The following is a 15,119-nucleotide window of genomic DNA, read 5'->3' as shown; positions in this document are numbered from 1 at the left end:
GGCGTAGCATCAGGAGCATGTGGCTGCGACGCGCACTCTTCTCCTGGCTCCTCCCGGCAGCTGTCGTGCTGCCGCTCTGGCTCGTCGTCGGCTGGGCGATCTCTGGAGCGGGTGGCTGGGTCTTCCTGTGGGTGCTGTTCATCGCAGTGCCTGCCGTGTTGATCGGCCAGCTGGTGACCACGTTGCTCGTGCGGGCTCGGGGCACCGTCCGGCACTCCCGGATGCTGTCGTGGTGGGACGTCCTGGTCTTCGCCGTGTGGCACGGGCTCATCATCGCGATCGGGTTCTACCCCGCTGGCGCCTTCTGGCCGCTGCTGTTCGCAGCGGTCGCCGCATTCCTCGCCGTCTTCTGGGTTTCGCTGTGGCAACTCTTCCGCGAAGCGCGCCCCGTCTCGCTGTTCTCGGTGGCGACCGATCCGAGCTACCTCCGTGAGGCGATGCGGCCGAGTTCCGAGCGTCTCCCCGACGAGAAGATCGTGATCATCGAAGAGGTCCGGCGCAGCGACAGCTGACGTTTTGGTGCGCGGGGCGCGGCGTGGCAGAATGGACGCTTGTGCCCTGACAGTTCTCTGCCTCAGGGGAGCGGCGCCCGGCGGGCGCCCGGGGCACCGCATCCTTATTCAACTTTTTCGTGGTCGACCTGAGGCGGTCGCAGGAAGAACAGATCATGCAGATCCTCGACTCCGTCGACGCAGCATCGCTGCGTAGCGACATCCCCGCATTCGCCCCCGGAGACACCGTCAAGGTGCACGTCAACATCACCGAGGGCAACCGCTCGCGTATCCAGGTCTTCCAGGGCGTCGTCATCGGCCGCTCGGGCGACGGCGTGCGCGAGACCTTCACCGTCCGGAAGATCAGCTTCCAGGTCGGCGTCGAGCGCACCTTCCCCGTCCACAGCCCCGTGATCGACCACATCGAGGTCGTCACGCGCGGTGACGTCCGTCGCGCCAAGCTGTACTACCTGCGCAACCTGCGCGGCAAGAAGGCGAAGATCAAGGAGAAGCGCGACCGCTGATAGCAGCGACGCATTCTCTGGATGCCCCGGGCTCAGGCTCGGGGCATCCGTCGTCTGCGCTGCGCGGTGACCGGCGTTGGCCGCGGAATGTGCGACCCTGGGTAGGGCTCCCCGGCGGGTGAGTCGGATGAGAGGCGATGAATGACCACCGATGACCTTGCCGCGCAGGCGCCGAAGCCCGCGCGTTCACGATCACGTCGCCTCGGCCTGCTGCTCCGCGACGTCCTGGTGATCGTCGCCATCGCACTCGCGGTGTCGTTCTTGGTCAAGACGTTTCTCGTCCGCTCGTTCTACATCCCCTCCGGGTCGATGGAACGCACGCTGCTGAAGGACGACCGGATCCTCGTCGACCAGCTCACGCCCCGATTCGGCGGCTACGCGCGCGGCGACGTCGTCGTCTTCCGTGATCCGGGCGGTTGGCTCCCCGCGACGGTCGAGCCGGCGCGCCCCCCGCTCGTGGAGGGGATGGACTGGGTGCTCTCGATCGTCGGACTGTCAGCCCCCGACAGCAAAGACCACCTCATCAAGCGCATCATCGGAATGCCGGGCGACCACGTCGTGTGCTGCAACGCCGTCGGCCAGATCACCGTGAACGACGTGCCGATCGACGAGTCGTCGTACGTGTCGCTCGCCGACGGGCAGTCGGCTCCACAGGAGGTGCCGTTCGATGTGACGGTGCCGGAGAACTCGCTGTGGGTGCTCGGTGACAACCGCGATCACTCGCGGGACTCGCGCTACAACCGCGATCAGCCTTCGCAAGGCTTCGTCCCGCTCGACAACGTGGTCGGACGAGCCTTCCTCATCACGTGGCCGCTCGACCGTTTCGGTCTCATCGATTTTCACCACGACGCCTTCGCGGGTGTTCCCGCGCCTGTGACGCGATGACCGTCGTCGCGCCCCGGCTGACCGTCGAACGGCGGCTGCTGCGCGAGTACGAGCTCGTCGTCGCCCTCGACGAGGTGGGGCGCGGTGCGCTCGCGGGGCCGGTGTCGGTGGGCGCCGCCGTGCTCGACGCGTGCGGCGCACGCCGGCGCATCCCCGAAGGACTGCGCGATTCCAAGCTCGTCACGGAGCTCCGCAGGCCCGAGCTGGCAGCGAGAGCCGCGGACTGGGTCATGGCGTCTGCGGTCGGGTCGGCGACGCCGGCCGAGATCGACGAGATGGGGATCATGCGGGCCCTGGGGCTCGCCGCCGTCCGCGCGATCCAGAGCCTCGACGGCGTCGACCCCTTCGCCGCGGAGACCGTCGTGATCCTGGACGGCAATCACGACTACGTGAGCCCGATGGCCGGACCGGGCATGACCGTTCAGACGATCATCAAGGCCGACCGGGACTGCGCCAGCGCCGCGGCGGCGTCGGTCATCGCCAAGGTGGCTCGCGACGCTCACATGACCGGGCTTCACGATGAGACGCCGATGTACGAGTGGGCGCGGAACAAGGGATACGCCAGCGCGGTCCACCGCGCTGCGATCCGTGACCACGGGCTGTCGCGTCATCATCGGGCGTCGTGGGCGATCGCCGACGCGCCGACCCTGTTCTGAGCCGGACGTGCCGGGGGTGGCCGGGGACGATCACGGCGTGCTGCCGCCGCCTAGGATGGAAGCACCATGGATGACGAAGTCTTCGAAGACTATGACCGCGAGCTGGAGCTGGCGCTCTACAAGGAGTACCGCGACGTCGTGTCGCAGTTCCAGTACGTGATCGAGACCGAGCGTCGCTTCTACCTCGCGAACGACGTCAACGTCGTTCGTCGCGACACCGAGCACGACTTCTACTTCGAGCTCACGATGAACGACGTGTGGGTCTGGGACATCTACCGAGCCGACCGTTTCGTGAAGTCCGTGCGCGTGCTCACCTTCAAGGACGTCAACGTCGAAGAGCTTCAGCGTCGCGACTTCGAGCTTCCCGACGAGCTCTCGCTCGACAGCTGAGCTCCTCCCCAAGACCGGCGCCCCGTCGCTTCTGCACCGTCTGGGAGCCCTGACTCCTGGGCGGCACGTCGCCAGGCGAGAGTTCTCGTATGGCAGCGAAAGACGACCGGGGCCGAGCCGGTGAAGAGCGGGCCGCGCGGTATCTGAGCCTCCGCGGGTACGAGATCCTCGACCGTAACTGGCGTGACCGTCGGGGCGAGATCGACATCGTCGCGGTGTCGCGCGACGAACTCGTCGTCGTCGAGGTGAAGACCCGTCGCAGCGCCGCGTACGGGCACCCGTTCGAGGCGGTGGACGAGCGCAAGAAGGATCGGCTGTGGCGCCTCGCATGTGCCTGGATCGCCGCGCATCCGGGTGAGGTGCGGGGCAGGCGGATCCGCCTCGACGTCATCGGGATCACGGGTGACGACGTCGACTCGGCGGTGATAGAGCATGTCGAGGATCTGCGGTGAGCCTCGGTCGCACGTGGGCGGTTTCGCTCACGGGACTCGCGGGCGACCTCGTGGAGGTCGAGGCCGACCTGTCGAACCAGACGCCGGCGTTCCGCATCGTCGGCCTCGCGGATCGGGCCCTCGCCGAGGCGCAGCAGCGTGTGCACAACGCCTGTCAGAACAGCGGGCTGCCGCTGTCGCGGCGCAGGGTCACGGTGAACCTCTCGCCCGCGAGCTTGCCGAAGCAGGGATCGGGTTTCGATGTCGCCATCGCCGTCGCGGCGCTCGCGACGGAACTGCCGATGGATCCGGCGTCACTGGTCGACACCGTCCACATCGGCGAGCTGGGGCTCGACGGGCGGCTTCGTCCCGTGCCGGGCGTCCTGCCCGCCGTCATCGCCGCTGCCCGGGCGGGACGCCGTGCGGTCATCGTGCCCGAGGCGTGTCGTGCGGAGGCCGCTCTCGTCGACGGGATCCGCGTCGTCGGGTGCCGCACCCTCGCCGGTGTGGCGCGTTGGCATGGGCTCGACGTCGACGGCGACGATGAGGCGGTGCCCGAAGTCGCGCTTCCCGTCAACGAGGGCAGACACGGGGACGGTGAGTCGCCCGTCGACGACCTGTCGGACATCCGTGGACAGGAGGAGGCGATCGACGCGCTCGTCGTCGCGGCAGCCGGCGGCCATCATCTGCTTATGAGCGGTCCGCCCGGCGCCGGAAAGACGATGCTCGCGCGCCGCCTACCGGGAATCCTGCCACCGCTCGACGACGAGACGGCCCTGCAGGTGGCGTCGATCCGATCCCTCTCGGGCGCGGTCGTCGAGAATCTGAGCAGGATCCCTCCGTTCGAGGCGCCGCATCACAGCGTCAGCGTCGCAGCGCTCGTGGGCGGCGGCAGCAGGTCGCTCCGCCCGGGGGCGATCGCTCGGGCGAGCGGGGGAGTGCTGTTCCTCGATGAGGCCGGGGAGTACAGCGCTCACGCGCTGGACTCGCTGCGTCAGCCGCTCGAGGCGGGGTCGATCGACATCCACCGGGCGGGATTCCGGGCGACTCTGCCGGCGAGGTTCCAGCTGGTGCTTGCCACGAACCCCTGCCCGTGCGGACAGTACGGCGTCCGTGGCGGCAGTTGCTCGTGCCCGTCCCTCGCGATCCGCCGCTATCTGGGGCGGCTCTCGGGCCCGCTGCTGGACCGCATCGACATCGAGCTCTCGCTTTCGCGGGTCTCGCTCGCCGACCTGGCGTCACGAGGTCCCGCGCAGACCACGACCGATGCCGCCAGGCAGCGCGTGGCGGCTGCACGCTCGCGTGCCGCCGAGCGGTTGGGGGCGACACCGTGGCGGAGCAACGCCGCCGTGTCCGGAGCATGGCTGCGAGACGGGCCTTTGGCTCCCGAACCGCGTGTCCGCGCGCCGCTCGACGCCGCACTTCACCGCGGTGCGCTCACGCTGCGTGGCTATGACCGGGTGCTGCGAGTGGCATGGTCGGTCGCCGACCTCGCGGGCCGCGAGCGGCTCACCGCGAGCGACGTCGGGCATGCGCTGTTCCTCAAGAAGGGGCTTCAGCAGTGACCGACGAGGAGGCCCGCGTCGCGCTGACGGGGCTCGTGCCCGCCAGCGACCTCGACGATCCCGAGAGCTGTCGCGAGCGCTGGGCGCGAGCGCGATGGTCCGTGCTGGCTGAGCCCGGCGACGGTATCGCAGGGCTCACGATCCAGCGTCTGGGTGCGTTCGCTGCGCTCCGGGTGGCCCTGCGGGACGACGCCCCTCCCGAAGAACTCGACCTCAGCGTGCGCGATTGGCGCCGTGCCTGTGCCCGCTGGCGCCCGCGGCAGGACGACCACGCGTACGCGATCGAGCGTGCGAAGCGCGTCGGGGTGCGACTCATCGTGCCGGGTGATGCGGCCTGGCCGGAGAGGGTCGACGAACTCGGCGTTCATGCCCCCGCCGTACTCTGGGTCAGAGGGGCGGCCGATGCTCTCGCCGCGCCCGGGGCAGCGATCGCGCTCGTCGGCGCTCGCGCGGCGACGGCGTACGGCGTGCAGGTGGCGGGCGAGATCGCGGGCGAGCTCGCCGTCGCCGGCGTGACGATCGTTTCGGGTGCGGCCGTCGGAATCGATGCGGCGGCACATCGCGCCTGTCTCGCCGTCGACGGCAGCACGATCGCCGTGCTGGCGGGGGGCGTTGACAAGGCATATCCGTCCGGGCACGCCGGACTGCTGACGAACGTGTCGCGCCGCGGCGCGGTGATGAGCGAGGTGCCGTGCGGCACGGCCCCGACGAAGTGGCGCTTCCTGCAGCGCAACAGGCTGATCGCCGCCCTCTCCGATGCCACTGTGGTGATCGAGGCAGGCTGGCGGTCGGGCTCGTTGAACACCGCCGGGCACGCGGCTGCGCTCGGGAGGGCGCTGGGCGCCGTGCCGGGACCGATCACCTCTGCGGCGTCGGCGGGTTGCCACCGGATCCTCCGTGAGTACGACGGGCGGTGCATCACGAGCGCGGATGACGTTCGGGAGATGATCGGATGGTCAGACGGGCCTCGACGTGACGCGGAGTCCGCCGCCGACGGACGCACGGACGATGCGACGAGGGTGCTCGACGCACTGAGCACGCGAACGCCGCGGGATGTCGCGGAGATCGCGAGGCGCTCCGGCGTCGCCGGTGAGGAAGTGAGCGCCTGGCTGGGACTGATGACGCTCGACGGGCGGGTCGTGTCAGACGAACGCGGGTGGCGGCGGCAGGGAGCCTGACGACCGGGTCTCCGCGAGCCTGGCCCCGCGGTGCCTGAGGATCGGTCATGCTGACTGCATGCTCATCTCGGAGGCGGCGGAGGCGTACGCGGACCATCTGCTGCGCGTGCGCAGGCTCTCGGAGAATACGGTGCGCGCGTACCGCAACGACCTCGCAGACCTCGCGGGTGCCGCCGGCGACATCGAGCTCACGGACGTGGACATCGAGGTGCTGCGTGACTGGGTCTGGCGCGCGAGTGAACGGGGCGACGCGCGCTCGACACTGGCCCGCCGAACCGCGACCGCGCGAGGCTTCTTCGCGTGGGCTGCCGAGCGTGGGGTGATCGCGAGTGACCCCGCGCTGCGTCTGGCGTCGCCGAAACGAGCGCGTACCCTGCCAAAAGTCGCGACCGCGCAGACGATGGCATCGGTCCTCGACGAGCTGCAGATGCGCGCGGCTGACGGTGATCCGTTGCTGCTGCGCGACCACGCGATCCTCGAGCTCCTGTATGCGACGGGCATCCGCGTGTCCGAGCTGTGCGGACTCGACGTCGACGACGTCGACGGTGATCGCCGCACGGCGCGCGTCACGGGCAAGGGCGACAAAGACCGAATCGTCCCCGTGGGCGGCCCGGCATTCGACGCGCTGCAGGCCTATCTCGTTCGTGGGCGGCCTGTGCTCGCCGCACGCGCCGTCGGCCGATCGACCGGGGCTCGCGCGGTGTTTCTCGGCTCGCGCGGCGGCCGGCTAACGGCGCGAGCCGTCTACGCGACGGTCTCGGAGAAGCTCGGGCCCGCGCTCGGTGTCGACACCGTCGGTCCGCATACCCTGCGGCATTCCGCCGCCACCCATCTGCTCGACGGCGGTGCCGATCTACGCGCTGTCCAGGAGATCCTCGGGCATGCGAGCCTGGGCACGACGCAGATCTACACGCACGTCTCGGGGGAGCGGCTCGCCGCCGCTTACCGACAGGCACATCCGCGCGCATGATGGTTGGGTGGTCTCCGCCGTCGTAGCGTGGGGGAGCACGCGGAGGCACATGACGAGGAGACGCGCATGAAAAGACTTGCTGCAGCGATCGGCGCGACAGTGCTTGTCGCGATGCTCGCGTCGTGCACGCCAGTGTCGTCGGATGAACCCGACCGTGTCGTCCGGCCGACGGCGCCGCGGACCTCGGCGGCTCCCTCGACTCCGCCCGCCGCGACACCGCAAGCAACGTCCGAAGCAACGGTTCCGGCGGAGCCGGGTGCGGACGATCTCGCGTGCGTCGACGGCGTCGTCGCGATTCGCGGAACCGATCTCGACGTCGCCTTCGCCGGAGAGTGCGACGTGGTCCGCATCGAGGGCGCTTCGCTCGACGTCGACCTCGACCGAGCGCGCGTCGGAAACGTGGTCGCGAGCGGTGATCGCATCGAGATCGACCTCGGATCGGTCGACTCGCTGGAGATCACGGGGCAGTCCGCGGATGTGGATGCCACCAGGGTCGGCGCCCTCACCATCGCCGGGGACCGGAACTCCGTCGATGCCGATGAGATCGGAGCCGTCTCGGTGTCGGGCAACGACAACCGCATCGACGCGGATCTTCTCGGGTCCGTCATGCAGAGCGGTGACCGCAACGCGATCGGCAACGGCTGACCCTCAACAGCATGGCAGCAGGACCGGACGCGCGAGCCCGCTGATCAGCAGCAGGGGATTGATGTACTCGCCGTGGCGGCGGACGCCGAAGTGGATGCTGCCATCCCCACCATGACCGCCGAGGGCCGCAGAACCCACCGGCTGGCCCTGGACGACGGGCGTGCCGGGTATCAGCGACGTCTCGACCGGCTCGAGGCTGGTCACCAGGCCGTCGCCGTGATCGATCGTGATGACCGCGCGCCCGGCGACGGGGCCCGCGAAGGCGATCACTCCCTCAGCCGGAGAGACGACCTCGCGGCCCGGACCGGAGATGTCCACTCCGCGGTGGCCCGGCGCGTAAGCGTGCGCGGGGGCCTCGAACGGGCGGATGACGGTCGCTTCCCGCAGTGGCATCGTCCAGGGTGATCCCGTCGGAGGAGCGGCGCCCGACTCTGCGACGTCGGGAACGAAGAGGCGGGCCGCCACGATGAGTAACGCGACGATGACGAGGGACGGGCTGCGGCTCACATGGTCAGTCTCGATAGCTCGCCGTTCCGGGGCCTCGGCTGGCCCTCGACGCGTGGACACGCGGGCTGCGGAAGGCCTCGGGGAGGAGTGGCCGACTGCTACACTGATGTCCGCACCTCGCTCGTCGAGGTGACTACGCGTGCCCTGAGCGATCGGTTCCGATCGTGGCGCACCTTCCCCAGGTCTCCCGCTCCGGCGGCGAGCGGAAGTGCGCCGGGCACCAGGAACACCGGACCGTCGGTCCGGCGAATCAACCGAAACAGAAGGAGAACGGCCATGGCCGTCGTCACCATTCGCCAGCTGCTCGACAGCGGCGTCCACTTCGGGCACCAGACCCGCCGCTGGAACCCGAAAGTCAAGCGCTTCATCCTGACCGAGCGCTCGGGCATCCACATCATCGACCTGCAGCAGTCGCTGTCGTACATCGACCGCGCCTACGAGTACGTCAAGGAGACCGTCGCCCACGGCGGCACCGTCCTCTTCGTCGGCACGAAGAAGCAGGCGCAGGAAGTCATCGCAGAGCAGGCGACCCGCGTGGGCCAGCCCTACGTGAACCAGCGCTGGCTCGGTGGCCTGCTGACCAACTTCCAGACGGTCTCGAAGCGCCTCGCCCGTATGAAGGAGCTCGAGGAGCTCGACTTCGAGAACCCCGCGGCCAGCGGCTTCACGAAGAAGGAGCTGCTGCTCAAGAAGCGCGAGCTCGACAAGCTGCACAAGTCGCTCGGTGGTATCCGCAACCTGCAGAAGACCCCCTCGGCGATCTGGGTCGTCGACGCCAAGCGCGAGCACCTCGCCATCGACGAGGCCAAGAAGCTCGGCATCCCCGTGATCGGCATCCTCGACACGAACGCCGACCCCGACGAGTTCCAGTACCCGATCCCCGGTAACGACGACGCGATCCGCTCGGTGAGCCTGCTCACGCGTATCATCGCCGACGCTGCCGCCGAGGGCCTGATCCAGCGTCACCAGCCGACCGACGAGTCGGCCGAGGCCGAGCCGCTCGCCGACTGGGAGCGCGAGCTGCTCGAGAGCGCTCCGGCAGAGGCCGCTCCGGCCGAGGCTGCTGCGTCGACCGAAGACACCGCTTCGACCGAGGACGCCGCCGTCGAGGGCGCTGCCGCCGAGGTCGCTGCGACCGAGACGCCGGCCGACGAGGCGGGCGCCGAGGCTCAGGCCGAGACCGTCGCCGCCGAGGCGACCGAGAAGTAATCAGCGCGTCTTCCTGACCCGCTACGATCGGCGCGGCCGCGGCTGAGCCCGGCCGCGCCGATCGGCATCCACGAGATTTCCCACAGACAGAAGGAGCCGCCACTCATGGCAAACTTCACCATCGCCGACATCAAGGCTCTGCGCGAGCAGCTCGGCACCGGAATGGTCGACACCAAGAAGGCCCTCGAAGAGGCTGACGGCGACGTCGAGAAGGCCGTCGAGATCCTCCGCCTCAAGGGCGCCAAGGGCAACGCGAAGCGTGCCGACCGCTCCACGAGCGAAGGTCTGGTCGTCGCACGCGAACAGGACGGCAAGGTCACTCTGGTCGAGCTCGCCTGCGAGACCGACTTCGTCGCGAAGAACGACCGCTTCATCGCGCTGGCCGACAAGGTCGCGGATGCTGCCGCTGCAGCATCCGCCGATTCCGTCGAGGCTGCTCTCGCCGCTGACGCGTCGGGCCAGACCATCGAGCAGCTCATCAACGATGAGGCCGCGATCATCGGCGAGAAGGTCGAGCTCCGCCGTGTTCGCACGCTGACCGGTGACGCCTTCGAGATCTACCTGCACAAGACGAGCAAGGACCTGCCTCCGCAGATCGGCGTCGTCGTGGCGTACTCGGGCTCGGACGCGGAGACCGCCCGCTCGATCGCGCAGCACATCTCGTTCGCCAACCCGAGCTACCTCTCGCGCGAGGACGTTCCCGAGGCGGATGTCGAGAAGGAGCGCGAGATCGTCACCGAGATCTCCCGCAATGAGGGCAAGCCCGAGGCTGCTCTCCCGAAGATCGTCGAAGGTCGCGTCGGCGCGTTCTTCAAGCAGGTCGCCCTCCTCGACCAGGACTACGCGAAGGACAACAAGCTGTCCGTCGCACAGGTCGCGAAGGACGCCGGCATCACGATCACCGACTTCGCACGGTTCAAGGTCGGCGCGTAATTGCCCGAAAGGCCCGCATCCTCGGATGCGGGCCTTTTCCATGCCCGTCCGGGCGATACTCTGCAACACAGCGACGAGAGGGACACGATGAACGATGAGAAGACCGGGCGCCGGCGCGTCCTGCTGAAGCTGTCGGGCGAGGCATTCGGTGCCGGCCAGCTGGGCGTCAACCCCGATGTCGTCGGGCAGATCGCTCGGGAGATCGCCGAAGCGGTCGACCGTGTCGAGGTCGCGATCGTCGTGGGCGGCGGCAACTTCTTCCGTGGCGCCGAGCTGAGCCAGCGCGGCATGGACCGTGGGCGCGCCGACTACATGGGCATGCTCGGCACCGTGATGAACGCACTCGCGCTGCAGGACTTCTTGGAGCAGGCCGGCGCGGCCACGCGTGTGCAGTCGGCCATCTCGATGACGCAGGTCGCCGAGCCCTACATCCCGCGCCGCGCAGAACGGCACATGGAGAAGGGGCGCGTCGTGATCTTCGGCGCCGGTGCCGGCCTGCCCTACTTCTCCACAGACACGGTCGCCGCTCAGCGTGCGCTCGAGATCAAGGCCGACGAGGTCCTCGTCGCGAAGAACGGCGTCGACGCGGTCTACACCGCCGATCCCAAGAAGGATCCGACCGCGCAGAAGATCGAGAGCATCACCTATGGCGAAGCACTGCAGCGCGGCTTGAAGGTCGTGGATTCGACGGCATTCAGCCTGTGCATGGACAACCGCATCGACATGCGCGTGTTCGGCATGGAGCCGGCCGGCAATGTGACCCGGGCACTGCTGGGCGAGCGCATCGGCACGCTCGTCACCGTGTGAGCGGCCGCTGCCCGCAGACTAGACTTGACCGGACGTACCGACGAATGGAGTGACGTGATCCCCGAGATCCTCGCTGACACGAAAGCCCGCATGGAACGCGCCGTCGAGGCGGCGAAGGAGGACTTCTCCACCGTGCGAACGGGGCGTGCCAACACGGCGCTGTTCCAGAAGATCCTCGTCGACTACTACGGGTCGCCGACGCCGCTCGCGCAGCTCGCGTCGCTGAACACACCCGAAGCCCGGACGATCATCGTGACGCCGTACGACAAGTCGGCGCTCAAGGCCATCGAGCAGGCCATTCGCGACACCCCGAACCTCGGCGTGAACCCGACGAACGACGGCAACATCGTCCGTGTCACGATGCCCGAGCTCACGGAGGAGCGCCGCAAGGAGTACGTCAAGCTCGTGCGCTCGAAGGGTGAGGACCACAAGGTCCACCTGCGCGGCATCCGCCGCAAGTCGAAGGACGAACTCGACGGCCTCAAGAGCGAGGTCGGCGAGGACGAGCTGGTGCGCGCCGAGAAGGAGCTCGACGGGCTCACCCGCTCCCACGTCGACCTCATCGACGACGCGCTCAAGCGCAAAGAGGCCGAGCTCCTCGAGGTCTGAGACCGATGAGCGCACCCGGCGACGACGCCCCGTCTCGATCCGAGCGGGAGCGCTCCCGTTCGCGCGAGCACGGCGATTCGACGTTCCAGAATCAGGTGCGTGCTGCGCGGACGGAGTTCGAGCACCAGATCGGCAAGGCTCGGGCTGACTTCGAGCAGGCCAACGAGCGCATCAACGCGCGCACCGGACGCAATCTGTTCGTGGCGACGCTGATCGGCATCGCGATCGGCGTCGTGGTGATCGGCTCGCTCATCTTCGTTAAGTGGGTGTTCGTCCTCTTCGCGATCCCCGTCGCTCTTCTCGGCGTGTTCGAGCTGGTCCGTGCGCTCCAGGCCGCGGGTCGGCGCGTCGACGTCGTGCCGCAGCTCGTCGCCGGTGCCGCGGTGCTGGCGGCGGGCTTCTTCCTGGATGCCGGCACCCATTGGGTCGTGGTGTTCGCGGCCGTCGTGTCGGTCATCGTCTGGCGGCTGATGGCCCAGATGGTGAGTGTCGAGGCGCGCCGCTACGGTCAGGTGCTCAGCGATGTGCTCATCAGCGGCTTCGTGCAGCTCTACGTGCCGTTCCTCGGCAGCCTGCTGCTGATCCTCCTCCGTGAGGACGGCGGCGAGTTCTGGGTGCTGGCGATGATCGCGGTCGTGGTCGGAGCCGACACCGGCGCCTACGCCGCCGGCCTCGCCTTCGGCAAGCATGCGATGGCTCCGCGCATCAGCCCGAAGAAGACCTGGGAGGGCTTCGCGGGGGCGGGCATCGTCGCGATGCTGGTGGCTGTCGGATTCGCCTGGCTGCTGCTGGACCTGCCCGCATGGACCGGCCCGATCATCGGCCTCGTGATCCTCGGATCCGCCACCGTGGGCGACCTGGCCGAATCGATGATCAAACGCGATCTCGGGATCAAGGACATGAGCTCCTGGTTGCCGGGCCATGGGGGAGTGCTCGACCGTCTGGATTCGATCCTCCCGTCCACCGTGGTCGCACTCGTCCTCTTCCACGTTCTTTCTCCCCTGGTGATGTCATGACCTCGACCGAGAGTTCCCTGTCCACGAGCCCGTTCCCCGGGACGCAGGGTCGCGCGAGGGGATACGACCGCGCCGCTGTCGATGCATTCCTGCAGCGCGCCCGCGAAGCGTTCGAATCATCAGAGGACGATGACCTCGACTCCGCCACGATCCGAGCAACGGCTTTCCCCCTCGTGCGGGGCGGGTACGCCGTCGCCCCCGTCGATGCGGCGATCGGGCGGATCGAAGACGCCTTCGCCGCGCGAGAGCGCGAGCGCGCCCTGTCGCGTGCGGGGGCCCGTGCGTGGGTCGGCCGCTCGCGGAACCTCGCGCAGGAGATCCTCGACCGGCTCTCGCGTCCCGAGCGACGGCGATTCGATCGCGTCGGTGTGCTGTCCTATGGCTACCGCATCGACGAGGTCGACCTCGTCGCTGATCGCATCGCGCGCTACCTGGAGTCGGGCGAACCCCTGACCGTGGAGCAGGTGCGTTCCGTCGCTTTCCGGATGCAGCGCGGCGGCTACCGCGAAGCTCAGGTCGACGCCGTGCTCGACGGCGTCGTGTCGGTCATTCTCGCGATCGGGTGAGTCTGATGGAGACATGCGCCTCGTCTCGCTAAACTCGAGGGCATTGTGACTTCCCGCTCGACTGTGACCCGGCGCACGACGCGCACCCCGGTCGCACACGTTCCGGCTCCGGCGCGCGCGCGCTGGTCGCGCAGGCGCGGTGTGTCCGCCGCGTTCGCCGCCGTCGCGGCTCTCGGCATGGCAGGTGGCGCTCTCGCTCCGCTGGGGACGGCGCTCGCGGCCGCGCAAGAGAAGCCGGTCGAGGTCGTCTCGCTCTGGGCTGACTCTCGGGGCGACGCTCAGGCTCTCGCCTCCGACGGGCAGACCCTCGCTCCGGCTCAGCTCGATCGCAGCGGGTTCACCGTCTACGTCACCCCCAAGCCCACGCCGACGCCGACACCGACACCGACCCCCGTCGACGGCGAGAGCGCGGGTGCCTCGCGCTCGGCGCCCGTCATGTACAGCGGCGGCGGATCGTCGACGGACTGGCTGAGTGCGGCCGGCATCCCCGAGAGCGACTGGGGCTACGTCGACTACATCGTCTCGCGGGAGAGCAGCTGGAACCCCAATGCGACCAACGCCTCGTCGGGTGCGTGCGGGCTGGTCCAGGCGTACCCCTGCAGCAAGGTGCCCGGAAGTGGATACGACCCCGTCGACAACCTGAGGTGGGCCAACGGGTACGCCGTCGGTCGCTACGGCAGCTGGGGCGAGGCGTACGCGTTCTGGTCCAGCAACCACTGGTGGTGACAGCGGCCGTCATGCCCCGTTCCAACAGGAGACGGCCGGATCCTCGAGACGACTCGCTCGATCGGCTGCTGAGCGGCTGGAAACGCTCCGAGACGCGGCGCGGCGTCGAGTGGACCGTGCAGCCGGTGTCTGCGGCGCAGGCGCAGAAGACGTACACGTGCCCCGGGTGTGGACGGGACATCGTGCCGGCGACGGCCCACCTGGTCGCGTGGCGTGCGGATGGTGTCCTGGGTGACGCCGCAGACCTGGCCGCGCGTCGGCACTGGCATTCGGCATGTTGGAGGATCGCATGAGCTTCGAAATCCGGGGGCCGGTACAGCTCCCCGCACGGCGCGAGGACATCGAGCTCCACACCCTCGACGACCTGACACTCGTCGGCGAGCTGGCGCTGCCCGAGGAGCGTGAGCCGGTCGCGACGCTCGTCACGCTGCATCCCCTTCCGACCGCGGGCGGCTTCATGGACTCGCACATCCTGCGCAAGGCCGCAGGCCGGCTGCCGGCTCTGGCTGATCTCGCGGTGCTGCGTTTCAACACCCGCGGCACCACGTCGCCACGTGGTACCAGCGAGGGCGCGTTCGACGGCGGTGTCGGCGAGGTCTTCGACGTCGCCGCTGCCATGTCGTTCGTTCATGAGCGGGGGCTTCCCCGCCCGTGGCTCGTCGGCTGGTCCTTCGGAACGGAGCTCGCCCTCAAGTACGGGCGTGACCACGACATCGAAGGCGTGATCCTCCTCTCGCCGCCGCTGCATCGGGCGACCTCCGAAGAGGTCGCCGCCTGGGCCGGCGACGATCGCCGCGTCGTCATCGTCGTGCCCGAGTTCGACGATTACCTCCGCCCCGATGAAGCGCGTGAACGGTTCGCGGCGATCCCGCAGGCGACCCTCGTCGCCGTCGAAGGCGGCAAGCACCTGTGGGTGGGAGAGAACCAGACCCGCCGGGTGCTCACCGAGATCGTCGCGGCCGTGAACCCCGACGCTCTCCCACTCGCCGAAGAGTGGGACGACGACTGAGT

The 15,119-nt window shown here is 68.9% G+C and carries 20 protein-coding genes; 19 read left to right on the top strand and 1 reads right to left on the bottom strand.

What is annotated here, in order from left to right; genetic code table 11:
- The first annotated feature begins 17 nt into the window (after positions 1-17).
- The 10 genes from ACU6RU_RS06315 to ACU6RU_RS06270 all read left to right on the top strand — a co-directional run bounded on the left by ACU6RU_RS06315 (position 18) and on the right by ACU6RU_RS06270 (position 7,735).
- The gene (locus ACU6RU_RS06315; protein ID WP_446726141.1) at positions 18-512 is read left to right on the top strand and encodes an MFS transporter permease; all 495 of its coding nucleotides are present in this window, start codon (positions 18-20) and stop codon (positions 510-512) included.
- A gap of 155 nt (positions 513-667) precedes the next feature.
- Complete coding sequence (gene rplS, locus ACU6RU_RS06310; protein WP_023950969.1) at positions 668-1,015, top strand: 50S ribosomal protein L19; 348 nt, start codon at positions 668-670, stop codon at positions 1,013-1,015.
- Positions 1,016-1,156: 141 nt separating this feature from the next.
- Positions 1,157-1,900: a signal peptidase I gene (lepB, locus tag ACU6RU_RS06305; protein WP_289331394.1), complete on the top strand. Its 744-nt coding sequence runs from the start codon at positions 1,157-1,159 to the stop codon at positions 1,898-1,900.
- Positions 1,897-2,556 (top strand): ribonuclease HII, encoded by a 660-nt coding sequence (locus ACU6RU_RS06300; RefSeq protein WP_446726140.1) that lies wholly within the window; start codon positions 1,897-1,899, stop codon positions 2,554-2,556. Before lepB ends, ACU6RU_RS06300 begins: the two co-directional genes overlap by 4 nt.
- A gap of 66 nt (positions 2,557-2,622) precedes the next feature.
- Positions 2,623-2,946, top strand: coding sequence for a DUF2469 family protein (locus tag ACU6RU_RS06295; RefSeq protein ID WP_023950963.1), 324 nt, complete (start codon positions 2,623-2,625; stop codon positions 2,944-2,946).
- A gap of 89 nt (positions 2,947-3,035) precedes the next feature.
- Positions 3,036-3,398, top strand: a complete 363-nt coding sequence (locus tag ACU6RU_RS06290) for a YraN family protein (protein ID WP_446726139.1) — start codon at positions 3,036-3,038, stop codon at positions 3,396-3,398.
- Complete coding sequence (locus tag ACU6RU_RS06285; protein ID WP_120262700.1) at positions 3,395-4,942, top strand: YifB family Mg chelatase-like AAA ATPase; 1,548 nt, start codon at positions 3,395-3,397, stop codon at positions 4,940-4,942. The genes ACU6RU_RS06290 and ACU6RU_RS06285 overlap by 4 nt, the downstream gene beginning before the upstream one ends.
- Positions 4,939-6,120 (top strand): DNA-processing protein DprA, encoded by a 1,182-nt coding sequence (gene dprA / locus ACU6RU_RS06280; protein WP_446726138.1) that lies wholly within the window; start codon positions 4,939-4,941, stop codon positions 6,118-6,120. The genes ACU6RU_RS06285 and dprA overlap by 4 nt, the downstream gene beginning before the upstream one ends.
- Before the next feature lie 58 nt (positions 6,121-6,178).
- A complete protein-coding gene (locus tag ACU6RU_RS06275) occupies positions 6,179-7,090 on the top strand; it encodes a tyrosine recombinase (RefSeq protein ID WP_446726137.1) in 912 nt (303 codons plus the stop codon).
- 66 nt (positions 7,091-7,156) lie between these two features.
- On the top strand, positions 7,157-7,735 hold the full coding sequence (locus tag ACU6RU_RS06270) for a DUF3060 domain-containing protein (RefSeq protein WP_446726136.1): 579 nt from the start codon (positions 7,157-7,159) through the stop codon (positions 7,733-7,735).
- A 3-nt stretch (positions 7,736-7,738) separates the two neighbouring features.
- On the opposite strand, the gene ACU6RU_RS06265 is transcribed toward ACU6RU_RS06270, so the two are convergent.
- The gene (locus ACU6RU_RS06265) at positions 7,739-8,242 is read right to left on the bottom strand and encodes a murein hydrolase activator EnvC family protein (protein WP_446726135.1); all 504 of its coding nucleotides are present in this window, start codon (positions 8,240-8,242) and stop codon (positions 7,739-7,741) included.
- Positions 8,243-8,518: 276 nt separating this feature from the next.
- Between ACU6RU_RS06265 and rpsB the strand changes: the two genes are divergently transcribed.
- The 9 genes from rpsB to ACU6RU_RS06220 all read left to right on the top strand — a co-directional run bounded on the left by rpsB (position 8,519) and on the right by ACU6RU_RS06220 (position 15,117).
- Positions 8,519-9,451, top strand: a complete 933-nt coding sequence (gene rpsB, locus ACU6RU_RS06260) for a 30S ribosomal protein S2 (protein WP_446726134.1) — start codon at positions 8,519-8,521, stop codon at positions 9,449-9,451.
- 105 nt (positions 9,452-9,556) lie between these two features.
- Positions 9,557-10,384 (top strand): translation elongation factor Ts, encoded by an 828-nt coding sequence (tsf, locus tag ACU6RU_RS06255; RefSeq protein WP_023950948.1) that lies wholly within the window; start codon positions 9,557-9,559, stop codon positions 10,382-10,384.
- Between the two features lie 87 nt (positions 10,385-10,471).
- Positions 10,472-11,191: a UMP kinase gene (gene pyrH / locus ACU6RU_RS06250; protein ID WP_120262693.1), complete on the top strand. Its 720-nt coding sequence runs from the start codon at positions 10,472-10,474 to the stop codon at positions 11,189-11,191.
- Positions 11,192-11,245: 54 nt separating this feature from the next.
- Positions 11,246-11,800 carry a ribosome recycling factor gene (frr, locus tag ACU6RU_RS06245; RefSeq protein ID WP_120262692.1) on the top strand — a complete coding sequence of 185 codons (555 nt, stop codon included), beginning with the start codon at positions 11,246-11,248 and terminating at the stop codon, positions 11,798-11,800.
- A 5-nt stretch (positions 11,801-11,805) separates the two neighbouring features.
- Entirely contained in the window at positions 11,806-12,816 is a 1,011-nt protein-coding gene (locus tag ACU6RU_RS06240) for a phosphatidate cytidylyltransferase (protein WP_120262691.1), read from the top strand.
- Positions 12,813-13,382 carry a DivIVA domain-containing protein gene (locus ACU6RU_RS06235; protein ID WP_120262690.1) on the top strand — a complete coding sequence of 190 codons (570 nt, stop codon included), beginning with the start codon at positions 12,813-12,815 and terminating at the stop codon, positions 13,380-13,382. The genes ACU6RU_RS06240 and ACU6RU_RS06235 overlap by 4 nt, the downstream gene beginning before the upstream one ends.
- A 141-nt stretch (positions 13,383-13,523) precedes the next feature.
- Positions 13,524-14,108 (top strand): lytic transglycosylase domain-containing protein, encoded by a 585-nt coding sequence (locus ACU6RU_RS06230; protein ID WP_259455176.1) that lies wholly within the window; start codon positions 13,524-13,526, stop codon positions 14,106-14,108.
- 11 nt (positions 14,109-14,119) lie between these two features.
- Positions 14,120-14,401: a hypothetical protein gene (locus tag ACU6RU_RS06225; protein ID WP_120264311.1), complete on the top strand. Its 282-nt coding sequence runs from the start codon at positions 14,120-14,122 to the stop codon at positions 14,399-14,401.
- Entirely contained in the window at positions 14,398-15,117 is a 720-nt protein-coding gene (locus tag ACU6RU_RS06220) for an alpha/beta hydrolase (protein WP_289331421.1), read from the top strand. The genes ACU6RU_RS06225 and ACU6RU_RS06220 overlap by 4 nt, the downstream gene beginning before the upstream one ends.
- Positions 15,118-15,119: the final 2 nt, after the last annotated feature.

The sequence above is a fragment of the Microbacterium sp. F1-18 genome (assembly GCF_052921305.1).
Note: the sequence above shows the minus strand (reverse complement) of the source record. Positions and strands in the feature narration are given on the sequence as shown.